We start from the raw sequence: 15,677 nt of genomic DNA on the forward strand, positions 1-15,677 counted from the left end.
GTATTCGCACCCTGTCCCCGAACGAAAGCCGCCGGGATCATCCGAATTCGTTGGTCTTGCAACGAAATGCCCTGCTGTTAGCCTCCGGCGCATGGCGGGGCATCGGGAACCCTTGGATGAGGAGCAGCGCGCGCTGCATGACTCGTGGGACTCCATCGCCCTGACGATGGGGCGGGTGGCGCTCGGCGCGGTGCTTGTCTGGGGTGTGTGCTCCGGCCTGCGCCATGGCGTGCACGCCACGAGCGACACGCTGCTCACCTTCGTCGCGGACTCGGGCCGCTGGTGGGCGCCGCTCGCGCTGGTGGGCGTGCTGGTGGTGGGCGGACTCGCGCGGGGCCTGCTCAACCGTCGTCCCGGCTGGAGTCAGGTGGCGTCCGATGGCGTGGACGTGGCGCTCCACAACTACCACATCACCTATGAGGACCCCGCGGATGACCCGCGTCCGCGCTACTCGCTGCCGGCGTTCCGGCTCGTCCTGCGCAAGGCCGCGGCCACCCTGCTGACGCTCGGCACGGGCGCGTCGGGAGGACTGGAGGGTCCCTCGGTGCTGCTGGGGGAGTCACTGGGCGCGGGGCTCGCGAGGCTCACCCGGGCGCGCTCGGAGCACACGCTGCGCACCTGCCAGCTCGCCTGCATCTCCGCCGCCGTGGCCACGCTCCTCAACGCGCCCTTCGCCGCCGCGCTCTTCGCCATCGAGGTCGTCTACGGCAACCGCATCGTCTACCGGAAGCTGTCCTACTGCCTCTTCGCCGGCATCATCGCCTACGTCCTCAACAACCGCTTCCTCGGCTTCCGTCCCATCTTCATGGCCCCGCCGCATGGGCACACCTACACCCTGGCCGAGTACGGCTTGACGGCGCTGGTGGCGGTGGCCGTCTCCGCCCCGGTGGCGCTCGCGTTCGGGCTCGCCATGAAGCACACCCGCCGCGTGGTGGAGCACGTGCACCCCGTGCTGCGCGGCGCCGCTGGCTCGCTGTGCACCGCCGCGGTGGCCCTGGGCTTGTTCTACGGCGTGGGCATGGATCCCCGGCACGTGCTGGGCATGGGCGAGCACACCGTGGCGCGGCTGTTGGCGGGTGAGGGCGGTGCCCTGTCTGCTTGGTGGTTCCTGCTGCTCATCGTCGTGGGCAAGCTGCTCACCACGGGCTTCACCCTCCAATCGGGAGGTTCGGCGGGAATGCTGATTCCGTCCATGGTGCTCGGAGGGGTGTCCGGAGCGGCCACCGCCCAGGTGCTCGCCGCCACGGGCCTGGTGTCCCTGGACGCGGGCCTCTTCGTCGTGGTGGGCATCGCCTCCGCACTGGTGGCCGTGGTGGGCGTGCCCCTGGCGGCCATCGCCCTGGTACTGGAGGTGTTCGGCTCCGCCTACGGCCCTCCCGCGGTGCTCGCCTGTGGCCTCACCTACGTGCTCACGCTCCGGCTGCGCGTATATAAGGAGCAGCCCCGCGAGACGCCCGCGGCGGCCCTGGGCGACGCGGGCGCCGTCCCGGCCTCCTCGTAGCCTTCCCGGTCTCCTTCGAAGAGGAACGATGATGCGCAAGGGGTGGTGGTTGTTGTGCGTGGCCCTTATGGGCGCCGCGTGTGCCCGATCGACTCCGGCTCAGCGCCCCGCCGGGGAGGCCGGCTCGGGCATGGCCTTCAAGTCCTCCCTGGCCGTGCTGCTCGAGCACCGGGCGGAGCTGGCCCTCACCCCCGAGCTGGTGGGGCGTTTCGAGCAGATGGACTTCTCCCTGCACGAGAAGAACATCGTGCTCCAGCGCCAGCTTGAGGCCCTGAGGGAGAAGAACAAGAAGGGCGCTCGTCCCTGGCACGGGGGCTACATGGGCGGGGGCTCGCACGACGTCCATGGCGGCAAGGGCGGCTCGATGAGCGGGCCGGCGGATGAGGATCAGCAGAAGCTCCTGCGCCGCGAGCGCTTGGAGCGCATCGAAGCCACGCTGCGCGAGATGCAGGACAACGATTCCCAGGCCTACCTCCAGGCGGAGGGGCTGCTGACCGACGCGCAGAAGCCCCGGGCACGCGAGCTGTTCTCCCTGGAGCGCGACAAGCTGCTCAAGCAGCTCGACGCCATGCACTATCAAATCCGCAAGGGCGAATACTGACTTCAGAACGCCAAGGGCAGACTCACCAGCCCACGCGCTTGGGCACTCGGGCGCCACACGAGCTTCTCGGGTTCCGTGGCCAGACGCAGCTCCGGGAATCGCTCCAGCAGCAACTCGAAGGCGACGACGGCCTCCAGCCGGGCGAGGGGCGCTCCCAGACAGAAGTGGATGCATGGCCGAAGCCCACGTGCTTGTTGGGCGTGCGTCCCACGTCGAACCGGTCCGGCTCGGAGAACGCCCCGGGATCCCGATCCGCGGCCAGGTAGTTCACCCGGACGGCCTCATGGGCCGGGATGTGCTGACCGTGCAACTCCAGGTCCTCCTTCGCGAAGCGCAGGATGCTCAGCTCGAACGTGCCGCAGTAGCGCACCATCTCCTCCACCGCCGAGGGGATGAGGGCGCGATCCTCCCGCAGCCGTTGGAGCTGCTCCGGATGCCGTAGCAGCTCCAGCAGGCCGTTGCCCAACAGGTGCGCGGTCGTCTCGTAACCGCCGACGAGCAGCAGGAAGACCATGCTCATCAACTCCTCGGCGCTCAGCCGATCCCCCTGCTCCTGCACGGCGATCAACGCGCTGATCAGATCGTCCTGGGGCTGCTGACGGCGCCGCTCGAAGAGTTCCTCCAGGTACTTGAAGAAGAGCTGGTAGGCCTCGCGGGCCTTCTCCTGGGAGTCCTTCGACGGAGGGGCGAAGAACGTCTGCGTCCACTCGCGGAACTGGTCGCGGTCCTCGGAGGGAATCCCCAACAGCTCGGCGATGACGATGACGGGCAGCGGGAAGGCGAGCACCTTGAGGAAGTCCGCTCCGGAGCCCTGGGCCTTCAAGTTCTCCAGCAGCTCCGAGCAGATCGCCGTGATGCGCGGGCGCAGTTCCTCGATGCGGCGCGGGGTGAAGACCTTGGACACCAGCGAGCGCATCCGCGTGTGGTCCGGCGGGTCCACGGTCAGCAGGTGCCGACTGAGCGACCTCAGCTTATGGCCGAAGAATCGCTGGCGGACCGTCTCGGGCAGGCGGGTGGGGTCCTGCGTGAAGCGGGGATCCCTCACCATCGAGACCACATCGTCGTAGCGCGTCAGCAGCCAGAAGTGCATTCCCAGTTGGGGATCCGTGATCCGGGCGACGGGGAACTCCTCCCGCATGCGCTTGTAGAGAGGGAACGGGTTGGCGCGCACGTGGGGAGACCACAGCGTCTCTCCCTCCGCGAACAGGGGGCTGGTCGTCATGGAGCGCTCCTTCGCATGGAAGGCTCCGATTTTAGAACTTCGATGCGTGGGGGTACAGACCTGCCTACCACCCAGGCCGCTCGAGGAACACGATGACCCGCCAAGGAATCAAGGGGGATTGAAGGTACCTGCCCTCCATTGCTCGAGCGTTCTCTCCGCGGAGAAGCCCACCAGCCCGCCAGCGTGTTGAGCGATTTCGGTCAGCACCCGCTCCGCCTCGGCTGACGCGAACTCCAACACCGAGCCCGCGACCCAGCATCGGGTTCCCGGGTCTGGATCATCGAGCAGTTTCAATTGTTGGCGTTCCGCATCAAGACCTCTTGCCCGCAGTTCTCCGCGTATCGCGACGAGAAGATCGTACATGCGGTTTGCTTCTTTTGGTTTGCCTGCGTAAATCGCGGGCCACCTTTCGGCGGAGAGGGTCCTGGTTTTTTCAATCAACTCTTCTGTGGAAAGCTTCTTGATCTGGGTCTTCTTCACGGAGCGGCTCCGAACTGTTTCAAGATCATCAGGCCGAAAGCGCGTTGCTCTTCATAGGATTTCGTGCGAAGCCATTCGCGCACGACCAGGCCGCCTGTTTCGTCGGACTTGGTTGAGTAGTATGCGCTTATTGTGTCGTGCTTGGTCTTGTTTACTTTAATCACATTTTCAGTGTTATGAATGGCCTCAGGACCGAATCGCTCGACATTGGGCTTTCGCTGTTCGACGATGTGGTGCCATGCTTTGTCTTTGCCCGCGGGGCCCATGGCCTTCTTGAACGCGTCAAAGGACTTGAATGCGCGATGGCCATTGGGGAGAGTTTTTCCCCCCTTGGGGCTCGTGTGCCTTCCATTTGAGGCTTGCCCGTCCGCACCGTTCCGGGCGGTCATGAACACCGCATTGATTGGGAGGACAGCGCGGAGCGTGCCTTCATTCACGGAAATAATGACTCGTTCGGCGCCGCTTGCCGCACTCATCAAGCGCAGCCCAGTGTTTCGCTCGACCGTGCGCGAGGCTTGCCCGAAACCCGGCATTTTCGGCGCCTTCGACGCGATCGCCGCCGTTTCACCTATGGCCGCTGTCGCCACCATGACGAGAATTCGCACGCTATTGGGACCGATGACTCGTCCGAACCTCTCGCCGACTTCCCGCAGTTCCGCGAAAGTGGAGGCTCGTGGCGCGTTTTCGTAAAGCTGTGCATAGGCTCGCAGCAGGTCGAAGAACTCCCATCCGAGATAGCCCCACATGAGCACGGAAAACGTGAGGGCTACCCCCTTCGTCAAGGGCTCCGGTGCAAGCATGAGCGCCATGTAGGCCGTGATGGTGAAGCTGAGAGTGGCCAGCAACCGCGTGGGGTTGAGCATGGCTCGCACTTCTGTATCTACCCCATCCAGTGCGGGTCCCACCGCGAGAGCCAGGGCAATGCTGCGCTTATCCGTGGCTTGCAGGTGGGGCCCATCATCAAGGAGTGTCAGGCAATCACCCGGGGTTCCTCGCCGCTGGCAAAACCGCCCATAGGACTGGGCCAGTTCTGATTGCCACGATTCGCCGCTCAAGGGCGTGGATGTCAACGCCAGCTTTCGGCCTACGTACAGTGGTGGATGTGAAGTAGATACCCTTAGAGGACCCTGGAGCCAGAATGTTGTCAGGGCGGCCGTAAGCTCGGATGCACTGACCTGCACTGGCTGAAAGTCCGTGGGCAGGTTGGAAAAGACGGTTTCACTCTCGTCCCCGCCTTCATCGTCGGTTTCCGCTGACGGAGGAGAAGGGTGACGGTGTTCTAAACCCCCGCCTGTGGTCCTTCCCGAGGCACACGCTGTCATCAGCATCAGCGCGGCCAAGGCGAACGCACCCACGCGGTAGCGGCAGCGCTCCTCCACAGGGTGCGAAGAGTGGGAATGGCTAGGCATTCTTGCTCCTTTCAAGCGGGAGCATGGGGGGTGAGGTCGAAACGCGGGCCCGCGTGTTCAATCCACGTGGTGGATCCAGATGTTGCGCGTCACGATGTTCGGCTGGGCGAGCAGATCCGCGATGCGCTGTCCTCGGGGCATCAGCCGGTTGAAGGGGTAGCCGCACTCCCGGGCATCCCCTGGCTCGCCGCCCTCGGTGTCCAAGGACGTGTCGGTGATCATCACCTGGAAGCGGAAGAGCATGCCCTCGCGCCGGCCCCGGGGCAGGAGCAGGTGGGCGGGCCAGCCGCGCTCGTGCACCACGGACGCCAACCGGGAGGGCCGGTAGATGACCGCGCGCTCCGAGGGCTGGAGCGTATGGACGAAGCGGTCCATCTCCATCCACATCCGGCGATCCTCGGCGAAGGCGTCCGCCACCAGGTGGATGCGAATCGTCACCGTCTGCTCTCGCGGCAGTGGGTTCTCCACCCGGAGGAAATAGGTGAAGGGCTCGTGCACCAGCCGGGGCGTGAGCTCTTCCGTTCCATCTGGCAGGCGCACCGGATGCTGACCCAGATGCGTGCGCAGGGTGTGCGTGCTCACGAAGAAGGACGGGGGCGGCTTGTCCCAGTGCTCACCCCCGAAGGTGGCTTGCCCCCAGCCCTGTCCATCGAAGTCCGGCGCATCCGCCCCGGGGATGTCCTTGTTGAAGCAGAGCAGGAAGTCGGGACTCTGGTGGGCGGGGTAGACGCCGTCGCCAATCCACTTGCGCATCCGTACCGGGGGCGCGTCGGACAGGTCATGCGGGGGCAGGTGGGCGCATTGCCAGGCGTCGAGGATGTCGTCCACGTGGCGGTGCCACCGGTAGAAGAGCGGATCCCTCGCCGCCGTGGCGGGAGAGCCCAGGACGCTGGGCAATCCCGTCGTGTCTCGCGGCCCCCGCAGGTTCGCGAGCAGCACCTGTCCCAGGTGATGGAACGCGCCATGGGGGCCGAGCGGGTCCCTCCAGGCCTCGCCATCCACCGAGCCCGGGGTGGACTCGGCCGTATGGGCGAGCTGTTCCAGACTCTCGAGGTCGATGGGCGTATCCCCATGCCACAGCAGCCCCGAGGAGGCCCCGGTACAGAGCCGGTCGCGGCGCGTGGCGTGATCCATGATGTCGTAGCCGGGCAGGCCCTGAAGGCTCACTCCCGCTGGACGGGGCGCGAAGCCCGGAAGCCGGGAGTCATAGCCCTCGTTGATGGGGGCCATGTAGTCCTGCAAGGGCACGACCCGGGGCATGCCGAACGCCAGCCGCTCGGTGTCGTAGCGGGCCAGCAGTTGCTGGTGCGTGAACCAGTACCGCTCGCTCCGCCGCGCGGGCAGCACGCGCCGTGAGGGCTCGATGGGGTCGGGGTGGCCCGCGGAGGGAAAACGCACCCGCCAGGTGTCGACGGCGTCGTTGAGCCCCGCGTCCTCGCGGAAGTAGTCGAGCCACACCTCCGCGCCGGGCACGCCGGGAGGCGCCTTGCGCGGCGGCTCCGTGCGGCGTGAGGGCACCACGAGGTGGGGGGCTCGCTCCTCCAGGGAGGGAACGGCGAAGGCGCGGCCCTCGGGATGGTGGGCGAGGAAGACGCGCAGCGCGTACCGGGTCTCCTCCGGATCACCCTCGCTCATCCGCCGTTCGGCCTCGTCCACCACCGCCGCCAGCCCCTCCTCGCCCGGCCGGGCATTGGCCAGCGTCATGAAGTGGGCCGCCACGGACAGGGCCCGCTCCAGGTGCGAGGGGAGGGCGGGCAGGAAGCGCCGCGAGTGCTCTCCCAGGAGGTCTCGTGGCAGGGGGAGCGGGAGCGATGCGGCCTGGCACAACAAGGCCCGCAGCCGGGCGTGCGACGGCGGGGGGCTCACTTGAGCCCGACGTAGATGTTCTGCACGTCGTCGTCCGCGTCCATCGCCTCGAGGAAGGCCTCCACCTCGGTGCGGGCCTCGCCCTCGAGCTGCACCGGGTTCTTGGCGATCCACGCGAGGTTCTGCGCGCTCACCGTCCACCCCAGGCCCGCGAGCGCCTTGCCCACCGTGTCCACGTCCGTGGGGCCCGTGAGGAAGCGCGAGGCGCCCTCCTCACCCGGCTCCACGTTGTCCGCCCCGGCCTCGATGGCGGCCGTCTCCGCGTCGGCCCCGCCCTCGGGCGGCGTGGCCTCGATGACGCCCATGCGGTTGAAGTCCCACGACACCGCGCCCGTGGTGGCGATCTGCCCCTTGCGGAAGAGCACCCGGATGTTGGTGGCGGTGCGGTTCTTGTTGTCGGTGAGGCACTCGACGATGACGGGGACCTGGTGGGGCGCGAAGCCCTCGTAGGTGACGAGCTCGTAGTTCACCGGCTCGTCGAGCAGGCCCGCGCCCTTCTTGATGGCGCGCTCCAGCGTGTCGCGCGGCATGGAGGCCTTCTTGGCCTGCTCCACCGCCATGCGCAGCCGGGGGTTGGACCCCACCTCCGGCCCACCCGCCTTGGAGGCGATGATGAGTTCCTTGACCAGCTTGGTGAACAGCCGACCCTTCGCGGCCGCGTGCTCCGTGCGGCCCTTGTGTTTCCACTGAGCGCCCATGTCCGGGCTCCTACCTCCCGGGGGCCCTCCGGTTCAATACAGATCGGCGCTCTCCGTCTCGGAGAGACGCTGGAAGGTGCCCGCCTGGCGCTTGTAGGTGACGGACTTGACGTTCACCTGGCCATTGCGGTCCAGGTCCGCCTGGGCCGTCACCACGACGGTGTCGGGCGCGGGGCTCGTGACGTCGTAGCGGTAGTAGAGCGACCCCTCCGGGGTCCACCCCAGCTCGGCCCAGTGGCCCACCTCCGCCGAGAACGCCTGCCGGGAGCCATCCGGCGCGTGGTCCGGATTGCGGGGCAGGTCGGGCGTCAGCCCCCCGGGAAGCTGGCCCCCGTGCGTGCTGGCGTAGTCATTCACCGCCTGGATGATGGCGTTCATCATCACCTCCCGCTCGCCCTGCTTCGTGCGCACCACGGCGCCGGAGATTCCAGGCAGGGCCAGCGCGACGATGAGCCCGATGATGGTGACGGAGATCACCAATTCGATGAGTGTGAAGCCCCGGCCCGAGGCCAGGTGGTGGGACCGTGATCGCGACATGGGTGAACCCCCCTTTCCGCGTGTGGATGGAAGCTGAAGCGCGAGGACCTACGGCGTGCTGGATCGGCCGGTGGAGGAATCCGCCCTGTGGGCGGGGGCCACCAGGTAGCTGCCCGGGCCGAGCGTCGTCACCTGCATTCCCTTGGCTTCCTGCAGCCGCAGCCAGGCGCGTTGCTCCTCGGTCTCCGGGCCCAGCAGGGTCGAGCGCACGAGCAGGGCGCCGCTGTCCGGGTGGGGCATGACGAGGGCATGGGGCGCCGCGTTGGACGTGGCGTCCTTGGGCGAGAAGGCGCGCGACCTCGCGCGGCCCTGGAGGGTGGACACCCCGGCCACCGCGGCCATCGTCAGGGTCAGCACGAGTGCGGCGGACAGGGCGGGAGGGGGAATCGCCCACCGGCGGGTGGCCCGGTGCGGTGGGGCCGCCCGCGAGGCGGTGGGGAGGCGAGGGCTCCGCCGGGGAGGAGCCCGCCGGACCTCGGCCACGGCCTTCACGGAGCGCAGGAACACACTGGCCTCTTCGTTCAGCCGCTCACCGGCGGTGTCGAGCGCGAGTGCCAGCTCGGGCGAGCTGGACGTGGCGACGCGTAGCGCGCTCAACATCTGGTTCACCTCGATGAGGAGGGCGCGCAGGGCCACGGCGCTGCGGCGGGCGCCCGCGGCGGGGAGGAGATCCGCCGCCGCGGCCAGCCGCCAGCGCACCACGGTCGCCTCGCGCAGGAGCGGACAGAAGCCTCGGCCGGAGATGGCCTCCCGCTCGGGAGGGGTGAGCTTCTCGAGCACCCGGCGGGCCTTGGGCAGGGGCATCGGGAGCGTCAGTCGGTCTCGCAGCGCCTCCAGCGCCTGGGGGCGGGAGGGCACATTGCCCGGCCAGGCGGTGTCGGAGTCCACGTTCCAGCGTTCATCCAGTACCGGGGGAGGGGGTCTGTTCGAGGGATTTGCCATGGGCCCACGCCAGGGAGAGGGGGTGAAGCGTCATCCACGCTGTCGCCGGGCCTCGGGGGGGTGCCCCGAAGCCCTGGACAGATAGATGGGGGGTGGCGTGGGGCGCGACCATTGCCCCGGAGTCCTAATTTTCCGCCTCCGCTGTTGTCCTCACGTGTCCGTGTCTGAACAGCGAACCTGCTCCCTGACTTGGAGTGAAGGAACTCAATCCTATGTTCGGAGCGCCGCAACAGCGGATGCACTCCCGTGGGAAGAAATCCAATCATGACAGACACCTCTAAATCCTCTTCCGATGCGCTCGATCTGGTGTTCTGGGATCCCTCGGGGTACAGGTGGAATGGCTCGGGCGACTGGAAACAGTGGCGCTATATCCCCGACGGGCTGGGCGGGGAGATCGGCATCCGGTTTGGCGTCAGCTCTGGCTTCAGCACCTTCAACTGGAGCATTAGAGGCGTGGCCCCGCACGGCTCGATCAATGACGGTACGGGCGTTGCCTCGTTCGGGAAGAATGAGCAGACGGGTCTAACAGCCACCCACGTCAACGCGATCCGCATGCAGACGCCCACGCGGTTCACCGACGCCCAGAACAACTTCACCGTCGAGCTCGACTTCTCCCGGTACAAGGGCTCGAAGGTCGGGGGCAAGGACGGCGTCGCGGGGGCCAATACCTTCATGGGCGTGAGCGACATCTACGCGGGCCAGACCTACGCCCGGACGGTGGTCACCATCACCGGTACGCTCGCCGACGGTAGCGCCGCGAGCCCCCAGGGCTGGAAACTGCTCAACGGTGGCGTGGCTCCCTACAGCGCCGGCAAGCTGCACAGTGCGCAACTGGGCCTCACCAACGGCGTGCTACAGGGCACCTCGACCGTGGCGCCTGGCGGCCAGGCCAAATCAGTCAATACCGTGATGGGCCTGGTGCGGCTCGACGCGGCCGGCTGCAAGACGCTGCGCTTGCGGTATGACCTCTTCCCGGTGGGGAACAACCAGGCGGCGCGCACCGACAATTCGGCGCTCTACGTCGCTTCCGTCTTCCCTCGCGAGCCCGCGGGTGCCGAGCGGCCCAAGGCCGAGAAGCCTTCCACGCCCGCGACGCCCACGGTCGTGATCAGGGACAAGCCGGGAACCATCAGCAGCTATGCCTATACCGTGCGCAACCCGGATGGTTCGATCGCGGGCAAGGGCTGCTTCACCTATGAGCTCCCGGCCGATGGCGGCGAGCCCAAACTGATCGCGTTCCACTACCACGACAAGCTCGTGGGGACGATCGACAAGAGCCATGTCCAGACGTTCTACTTCAACCAGGACAAGGGCGATGAGCGCTTCACGTTCGTGACCGGCACCCCGGCCAAGGGCATCTGCGGCCTGACCGCGGACACCTCCCTGCCCACCCAGCTCACCGGGCTCGGCGGCAAAGGGTCCCACTACTACCTCGGCAAGACGCTGGACTTTCCCGAGCTGGCCACGGGGGCCTCGGTCACCGAGGAGAGCACCACCATTCCCGCGGTCGACCTGGTCGTGGTCATCGACTCCAGCGTCTCGATGAAGGACAAGGCCGATGCGCTGAACCAGGCGGTCGGCGCGGCCATCGAGGTGGCCAAGAGCAGGTGCCCCTCGGACCTGCGCGTCACGTACCTGGGTATCGAAGGGACGTTCAAGAACACGCGCTTCGACACCACGGTCAAGAACTACCTGGTCGGCACCGCCAAGGCGGACGAGGCCTCGCTGCGGAGTCGCAAGAAGGGCTCGGTGGCGGGCGGCGGCGCGCAGGAGGACGGGGCGCGCGCCATCGAGGACGTCGTCGCGCACTATGACTGGCGGCCCGGCGCCAGGCGCGCGATCTTCTTCCTCGGTGACGAGGCGTTCGAGGGCGGTGGCAACGTCGATCAAGAAGACATCGACGCCACCAACCGCGCCATCGAGGCCGCCAAGAAAGGCGATGTCCGGGTCCACACGTATCTCGGGACGAGCAGCGCGAAGGGCAAGCACCGCAAGGCGCTGGAGGATGAGTTCGCGCGCGCCGCGTCCGAGACCGGCGGCAAGGCGTTCACCGACAAGGACTCGCTCAACGGCTTCCAGGAACTCCTGGAGAAGGTGATCTGCGGCAGCAAGTCGAGCACGACCACCACGACCGGGTTCTGCTGTCAGGAGTACGTGGAAAAGGACGTGGCGGGCGACCACTAGGCCAGACACGCCAACGCGCCCACCCTTATGCCCAAGCCGTGAGACCCGGGGCGAGGCGCTCCCGTGCGTGGGGCGCCTCGCCTCCGTCAGGCCGCCCGCGCCAGATCCAGCGATTGGACGGCGGACAGGCGGTCGGGAGGAATGAGGGTCTTCTGGATGATGCTCCGCAGACCGCTCGCCACCAGGAGCCGGTAGAGCTGGAGCGCCTGGTTCAATCCCGGCATCGGCTTCAAGCCGAGCAGCTTCCGGACGGGCTCGGGAGCGATCAGGCTCTGGGCCTGCAGGAGCAACTGGAAGCGCCAGGGACCCAGGTCCCGGCGGAAGGACTTCAGCAGCGCCAGGGTGTAATCGCTGTGCGCCAGGTTCTCGGTGAGGATCGCGTCGCGGTGCCGCCGCCACTCCGGATAGCTCGTGGGCAGGCCCTGCATTCCCAGCCCCTCGCCGATGCGCCGCGTGTACTGGTAGCAGCCCTCCTGCTCCTCGGCGGTGAGCGGCCGGTGGACCAGGGTGAAGGCCCGCTCCGAGTAGTCCAGCACCAGGTACAACACATCCCGGTGCGCCCAGTCCGGCATGGTCTGGCCCCGCTTGCGCTCCACCGCCTTGTGGATGGCGTTGATCTGCGCCAGCTTGGCGTTGGACTTCTGCTCGCTGCCGAAGGCGAGATCCTGGGCGAAGCCCACGGTCGCGAAGATGCGTCCGATCGGGTCGTTCAGGATGGCCCCCGTGAACGCCAGCCAATCCACCGAGCGATGCAGGGAGTACTCGGCCGCCGCGCCCGCGAACAGCAGCAGGATGACGTCGGCATCTCCCCAGATCTTCCGGACAATCGAATTCTCACGAGTGAAATCGCTCATGGCCTGAATTCATGCTTATCCGGACAAAATGGTTAAGGCCGTTCGACACCGAACGAATCAATTCGTCCAGTTCTCAACGTTCCCGCGCCGGGCGGGCGCCTCACCCGGAGGGCTCGGCCTACGGGACCGTCACGCTCCGTTGAAGCGTGTTGAACCCGGTGGAGGCCTCCCAGACATTCGAGTTGGCGAGCTGGATGGAGTACTCCGGACGGGTATTCAGCGACGCCGCCGGATCCGGCAGGTTCAACAAGAGGGCATAGGTGCCAGAAGGCAGGGAGGCCGGCAGCGTGACGCCCTGGCTGACGGTCGTGGTCGTTCCCGGCGCCCAGCGGCGCGGATCCACGGACAGGGGCAGGCGGTGCACGGCGCCGCTCGTGGTGTGGCGCAGGACCAGCTCGACCGACCGCGGGTTGAAGGGCGAGGCCCAGCCCTCGTTCTTGATCTCGAACGCCACGGGCATGGCCGCGCCCCGGGTGGCCGTGGCGGGGAAGGTCGCGGACACGAGCGAGAACCGGTAGCCGAGCCGCCGGTCGATCTCCGGCCGGCACCCCCCACTCGCCCAGCCGTTGAGCACCGTGGGCTCGTAGTCCGTATTCAGGTAGGAGTAGTGAAACAGGCCCAGCTCGTTGAGCGCGCTGGCGCAATCCGAGCGCGGCGGGTTGAAGGCGCACGTCTCGCCGCCCATGGGGAGGAAGTTCGTCTCCGCCGCCAGGTAGGGGTACTCCACCGAGGTGTTCTCATACGTGCCGAAGTCGGTGGCGCTGGCGAGGAAGCAGTCGTTGTGGTGCCCGATGCGCGCCGCTGCGGAGCCATTGAACGCCTGCGCGGAAGCGAGCGCCGTGGTGCCATACATCGTCCGCTTGAACTTGGGCGTGCGCAGCTGGACCATGCGCGAGGCGGGCAGCGACGCGAGCAGCTTGTCGACCACGGCCTTGCGGTTGTTCCAGTCGGTCTGCGACACCGTGCCCGAGTTGCCGAAGTTCTGCGTGTAGTACCACTCGCCCCACGCGCCGATGAGTCCCGTCTGCATCACGGAGATGACATCCGCGTTGCTGTTCAGGTACGGCGCCAGTTGATCCAGGTGCGAGGAGACCCGGCTCAAGGGCACGTCGTCTCCGGCCGTGGAGGACGTATAGGCGAAGCGGACGATCATCTTGAGTCCCGCGGACCGCACGGCGCTCGCCTGCCGCTGGAAGCGGTCCAGCTGGGCCTGGCTGATGGGGCCGTTCTTGAACTCCGCCAGGTAGAAGATGCAGATGACCTGGGTGATCTTCTGCGTCTCGCGGTAGCCCTTGAGCGTGGTGGCGTTGAAGTCGGCTTTGTCGCAGTCCTGCGTGTGGTGGTAGAAGCCGCGCTCGGGGTTGGCGATCGTCGCGGTGCTCGCCGAGTACCAGGACGTGGTGCCCGTGCCCGTCCCCGTTCCCCCGCCACTGTAGACATGGGTGGCCTTGGCGGACGTCTCCAGGGGGGACTCGACCTGGAAGACGAGGTCCGCGTCGTTCGGGCTCGCGGTCTCGCCCAGGTCCGCGCGAGCGACCTTCCAATACGCCGTACCTCCCGTGCTCGTGTGCGTCGCGGTGCCCACGGACAGCCAGCTCCACCCGGTGCCCTGGTGCTTGAAGAGCGAGCCGTTCTCCAGGAGGTAGTCCGCGCCAATACCTTGCTGCGCGAAGCCCGTCGCCGGGTTGCGGTCCACGTCGATGTACGCGCGCAGGAAGGCCGGAGCGCCGCTGTACTGGAATTGATAGGTGACGTGGGTGGCGTCGTTGCTCAACACCACACCGGAGATGGCCGCCTCGGCGGAGGCGGTGGACAGCAGCAGGTACGCGCTCAGCAGCGCACCGGAGCCATGACGCATGGTTGTCTCCCAGGCAAGGTCGACCCGAGACGGGCCGATCTCCCGCCTAGCACGTTTTGCCCGATTGGCGGGTCTTAAGGCTACATGGGCTTTTTCTTTTCGGGCCACGTCCGCCGACCCGGTGGGATGATGGGGCCCCCGCCGGTCGCGCGGGGCTCTCATGAACCACCAGCTCGTCGACTACTTCCGCCGCATCTCTCCTCTGTCGGACGAGGAAGCCCAAGCCATCCTGGACAGCATGGTGGTGAAGACCTGTCCGAAAGGCACGCACTTGCTCATGGCGGGCCAGGTCTCCACCGAGGCCTATTTCGTCCTCCAGGGCTGCGTCCGCCAGTACTACGTCGTCGACGGTGAGGAGCGGAGCAACGGCTTCTTCACCGAGGACGAATGGGTCCTCTCGATTCACAGCATGATGAACCAGACCCCGGCGGATCACTTCCTGGTCTGCGCGGAAGACACCACGGTGGTGGTGGGTACCGAGCAACGCGAGGGGGACCTGTATCGACGCTTCCCTCGCTTCGAGAGCATTTCCCGGATGGTGATGCAGAAGGTCCTGGCGGAACAGCAGGAGCGCTTCGCTTCCTATCTCACCGATACCCCGGAGCAGCGCTACCTCAAGCTCTCGGAGACGCGGCCGGACATCCTCCAGCGGATTCCCCAGTACCAGCTGGCCAGCTACATCGGCGTGAAGCCCGAGTCGCTGAGCCGGATCCGAAAGCGTATCGCCACGCGCGGCAAGCCGGCTACGCCGCGACGGAAGGCGTGACCGTCCGGAACCCCTTGGCGATGAGCCAGCCGCCGAGGAACAGCTCGAACAGGCCCCCGGGCCCGGAGAAGAGGACGCCCCACGGCAGCCCGAAGAGCTCGAGCACGGCCCCCAGCGCCAGAAGCCCGTAGCCCACCGCGCCCACCAGCGGGAGCAACGAGGGAAGAAGCCGGGAGCGGTACAGCGACAGGCAGAACGCCACGCTGCCGACCCCCAGGATGATCATCGCGAGCTGGTACGCCCAGAAGTTCCCCTTCGAGAGAAGTTTGAACAGGGTCACCAGCTCCGGCGTCGTCTGCCCTCGCGCGGATTCTCCGAGCTGAAGGATGCACAGGAGGAACACCACTCCGACGAGGAGGAGCAGCGCCTCCATGACCCGCGTGCAGACGTACGCGACGGCGATGCTCGGGCTCCGCTCGCGGAGTACCGGAAAGAACAGCACGCCAATTCCGACGACGGTGATGGAGTTCAACAGGAGCAGCAGCGCGCCCCCGACGAACGGCGTCCTCTGACTGGCCACCATGGCCAGGTGCTCCGGCTCCTTCAGAACGGAGGTGACGAGCGCGGTGCCGATGCCGTAGGCGAAGAACGGAAGAAGAAAGAGAATCCCCAGGGAGCGGGAGTGAAGGCGGGTGGTGTTCATCTCGAGGGTTCCAGAACGTTCAGCGACGTTGTGGCCTCGAGAGTAGGGGGGGGCGCCCTCGCCCGCATTGATGAGGGTTAATAAAGCGGGTGGGCCGCCCTTTCAGGGGGGCTGTG

At 67.0% G+C, this 15,677-nt stretch carries 14 protein-coding genes; 4 read left to right on the forward strand and 10 right to left on the reverse strand.

Annotated features, from left to right (window positions below; translation table 11 throughout):
• Positions 1-112 precede the first annotated feature (112 nt).
• Together MEBOL_RS33665 and MEBOL_RS33670 are read left to right on the forward strand one after the other, a co-directional pair.
• On the forward strand, positions 113-1,501 hold the full coding sequence (locus MEBOL_RS33665) for a chloride channel protein (protein ID WP_245919070.1): 1,389 nt from the start codon (positions 113-115) through the stop codon (positions 1,499-1,501).
• Between the two features lie 28 nt (positions 1,502-1,529).
• A complete protein-coding gene (locus MEBOL_RS33670; protein WP_157823818.1) occupies positions 1,530-2,102 on the forward strand; it encodes a hypothetical protein in 573 nt (190 codons plus the stop codon).
• A 22-nt stretch (positions 2,103-2,124) separates the two neighbouring features.
• Here MEBOL_RS33670 and MEBOL_RS33675 read toward each other — a convergent pair whose 3' ends face one another.
• The 7 genes from MEBOL_RS33675 to MEBOL_RS33705 all read right to left on the reverse strand — a co-directional run bounded on the left by MEBOL_RS33675 (position 2,125) and on the right by MEBOL_RS33705 (position 9,202).
• Positions 2,125-3,324, reverse strand: a complete 1,200-nt coding sequence (locus MEBOL_RS33675; protein ID WP_245919072.1) for a cytochrome P450 family protein — start codon at positions 3,322-3,324, stop codon at positions 2,125-2,127.
• A 108-nt stretch (positions 3,325-3,432) separates the two neighbouring features.
• Complete coding sequence (locus MEBOL_RS33680) at positions 3,433-3,804, reverse strand: DUF2019 domain-containing protein (RefSeq protein WP_095981270.1); 372 nt, start codon at positions 3,802-3,804, stop codon at positions 3,433-3,435.
• Positions 3,801-5,213: a SitA5 family polymorphic toxin gene (gene sitA5 / locus MEBOL_RS44260; RefSeq protein ID WP_483869353.1), complete on the reverse strand. Its 1,413-nt coding sequence runs from the start codon at positions 5,211-5,213 to the stop codon at positions 3,801-3,803. Before sitA5 ends, MEBOL_RS33680 begins: the two co-directional genes overlap by 4 nt.
• 57 nt (positions 5,214-5,270) lie before the next feature.
• Positions 5,271-7,079: a tyrosinase family protein gene (locus MEBOL_RS33690; protein ID WP_157823819.1), complete on the reverse strand. Its 1,809-nt coding sequence runs from the start codon at positions 7,077-7,079 to the stop codon at positions 5,271-5,273.
• A complete protein-coding gene (locus tag MEBOL_RS33695) occupies positions 7,076-7,777 on the reverse strand; it encodes a YebC/PmpR family DNA-binding transcriptional regulator (RefSeq protein WP_095981273.1) in 702 nt (233 codons plus the stop codon). Before MEBOL_RS33695 ends, MEBOL_RS33690 begins: the two co-directional genes overlap by 4 nt.
• A 33-nt stretch (positions 7,778-7,810) precedes the next feature.
• Positions 7,811-8,314, reverse strand: a complete 504-nt coding sequence (locus tag MEBOL_RS33700; protein WP_095981274.1) for a type II secretion system protein — start codon at positions 8,312-8,314, stop codon at positions 7,811-7,813.
• 48 nt (positions 8,315-8,362) lie between these two features.
• Positions 8,363-9,202, reverse strand: coding sequence for a hypothetical protein (locus MEBOL_RS33705; RefSeq protein WP_095981275.1), 840 nt, complete (start codon positions 9,200-9,202; stop codon positions 8,363-8,365).
• A 318-nt stretch (positions 9,203-9,520) separates the two neighbouring features.
• On the opposite strand from MEBOL_RS33705, the gene MEBOL_RS33710 reads away from it, so the two are divergent.
• Positions 9,521-11,440, forward strand: a complete 1,920-nt coding sequence (locus tag MEBOL_RS33710) for a vWA domain-containing protein (protein ID WP_095981276.1) — start codon at positions 9,521-9,523, stop codon at positions 11,438-11,440.
• 86 nt (positions 11,441-11,526) lie between these two features.
• Here MEBOL_RS33710 and MEBOL_RS33715 read toward each other — a convergent pair whose 3' ends face one another.
• The gene (locus tag MEBOL_RS33715; protein ID WP_245919075.1) at positions 11,527-12,294 is read right to left on the reverse strand and encodes an oxygenase MpaB family protein; all 768 of its coding nucleotides are present in this window, start codon (positions 12,292-12,294) and stop codon (positions 11,527-11,529) included.
• 118 nt (positions 12,295-12,412) lie between these two features.
• The gene (locus MEBOL_RS33720; RefSeq protein WP_095981278.1) at positions 12,413-14,152 is read right to left on the reverse strand and encodes a DUF4832 domain-containing protein; all 1,740 of its coding nucleotides are present in this window, start codon (positions 14,150-14,152) and stop codon (positions 12,413-12,415) included.
• Positions 14,153-14,312: 160 nt separating this feature from the next.
• Between MEBOL_RS33720 and MEBOL_RS33725 the strand changes: the two genes are divergently transcribed.
• Positions 14,313-14,918, forward strand: a complete 606-nt coding sequence (locus MEBOL_RS33725; RefSeq protein ID WP_095981279.1) for a Crp/Fnr family transcriptional regulator — start codon at positions 14,313-14,315, stop codon at positions 14,916-14,918.
• Here the strand turns inward: MEBOL_RS33725 and MEBOL_RS33730 are convergent.
• On the reverse strand, positions 14,896-15,561 hold the full coding sequence (locus MEBOL_RS33730) for a DUF4386 domain-containing protein (RefSeq protein ID WP_095981280.1): 666 nt from the start codon (positions 15,559-15,561) through the stop codon (positions 14,896-14,898). The genes MEBOL_RS33725 and MEBOL_RS33730 overlap by 23 nt on opposite strands.
• Positions 15,562-15,677 lie beyond the last annotated feature (116 nt).

The sequence above is a fragment of the Melittangium boletus DSM 14713 genome, assembly GCF_002305855.1.
In the GTDB taxonomy this organism is placed as follows: domain Bacteria; phylum Myxococcota; class Myxococcia; order Myxococcales; family Myxococcaceae; genus Cystobacter; species Cystobacter boletus.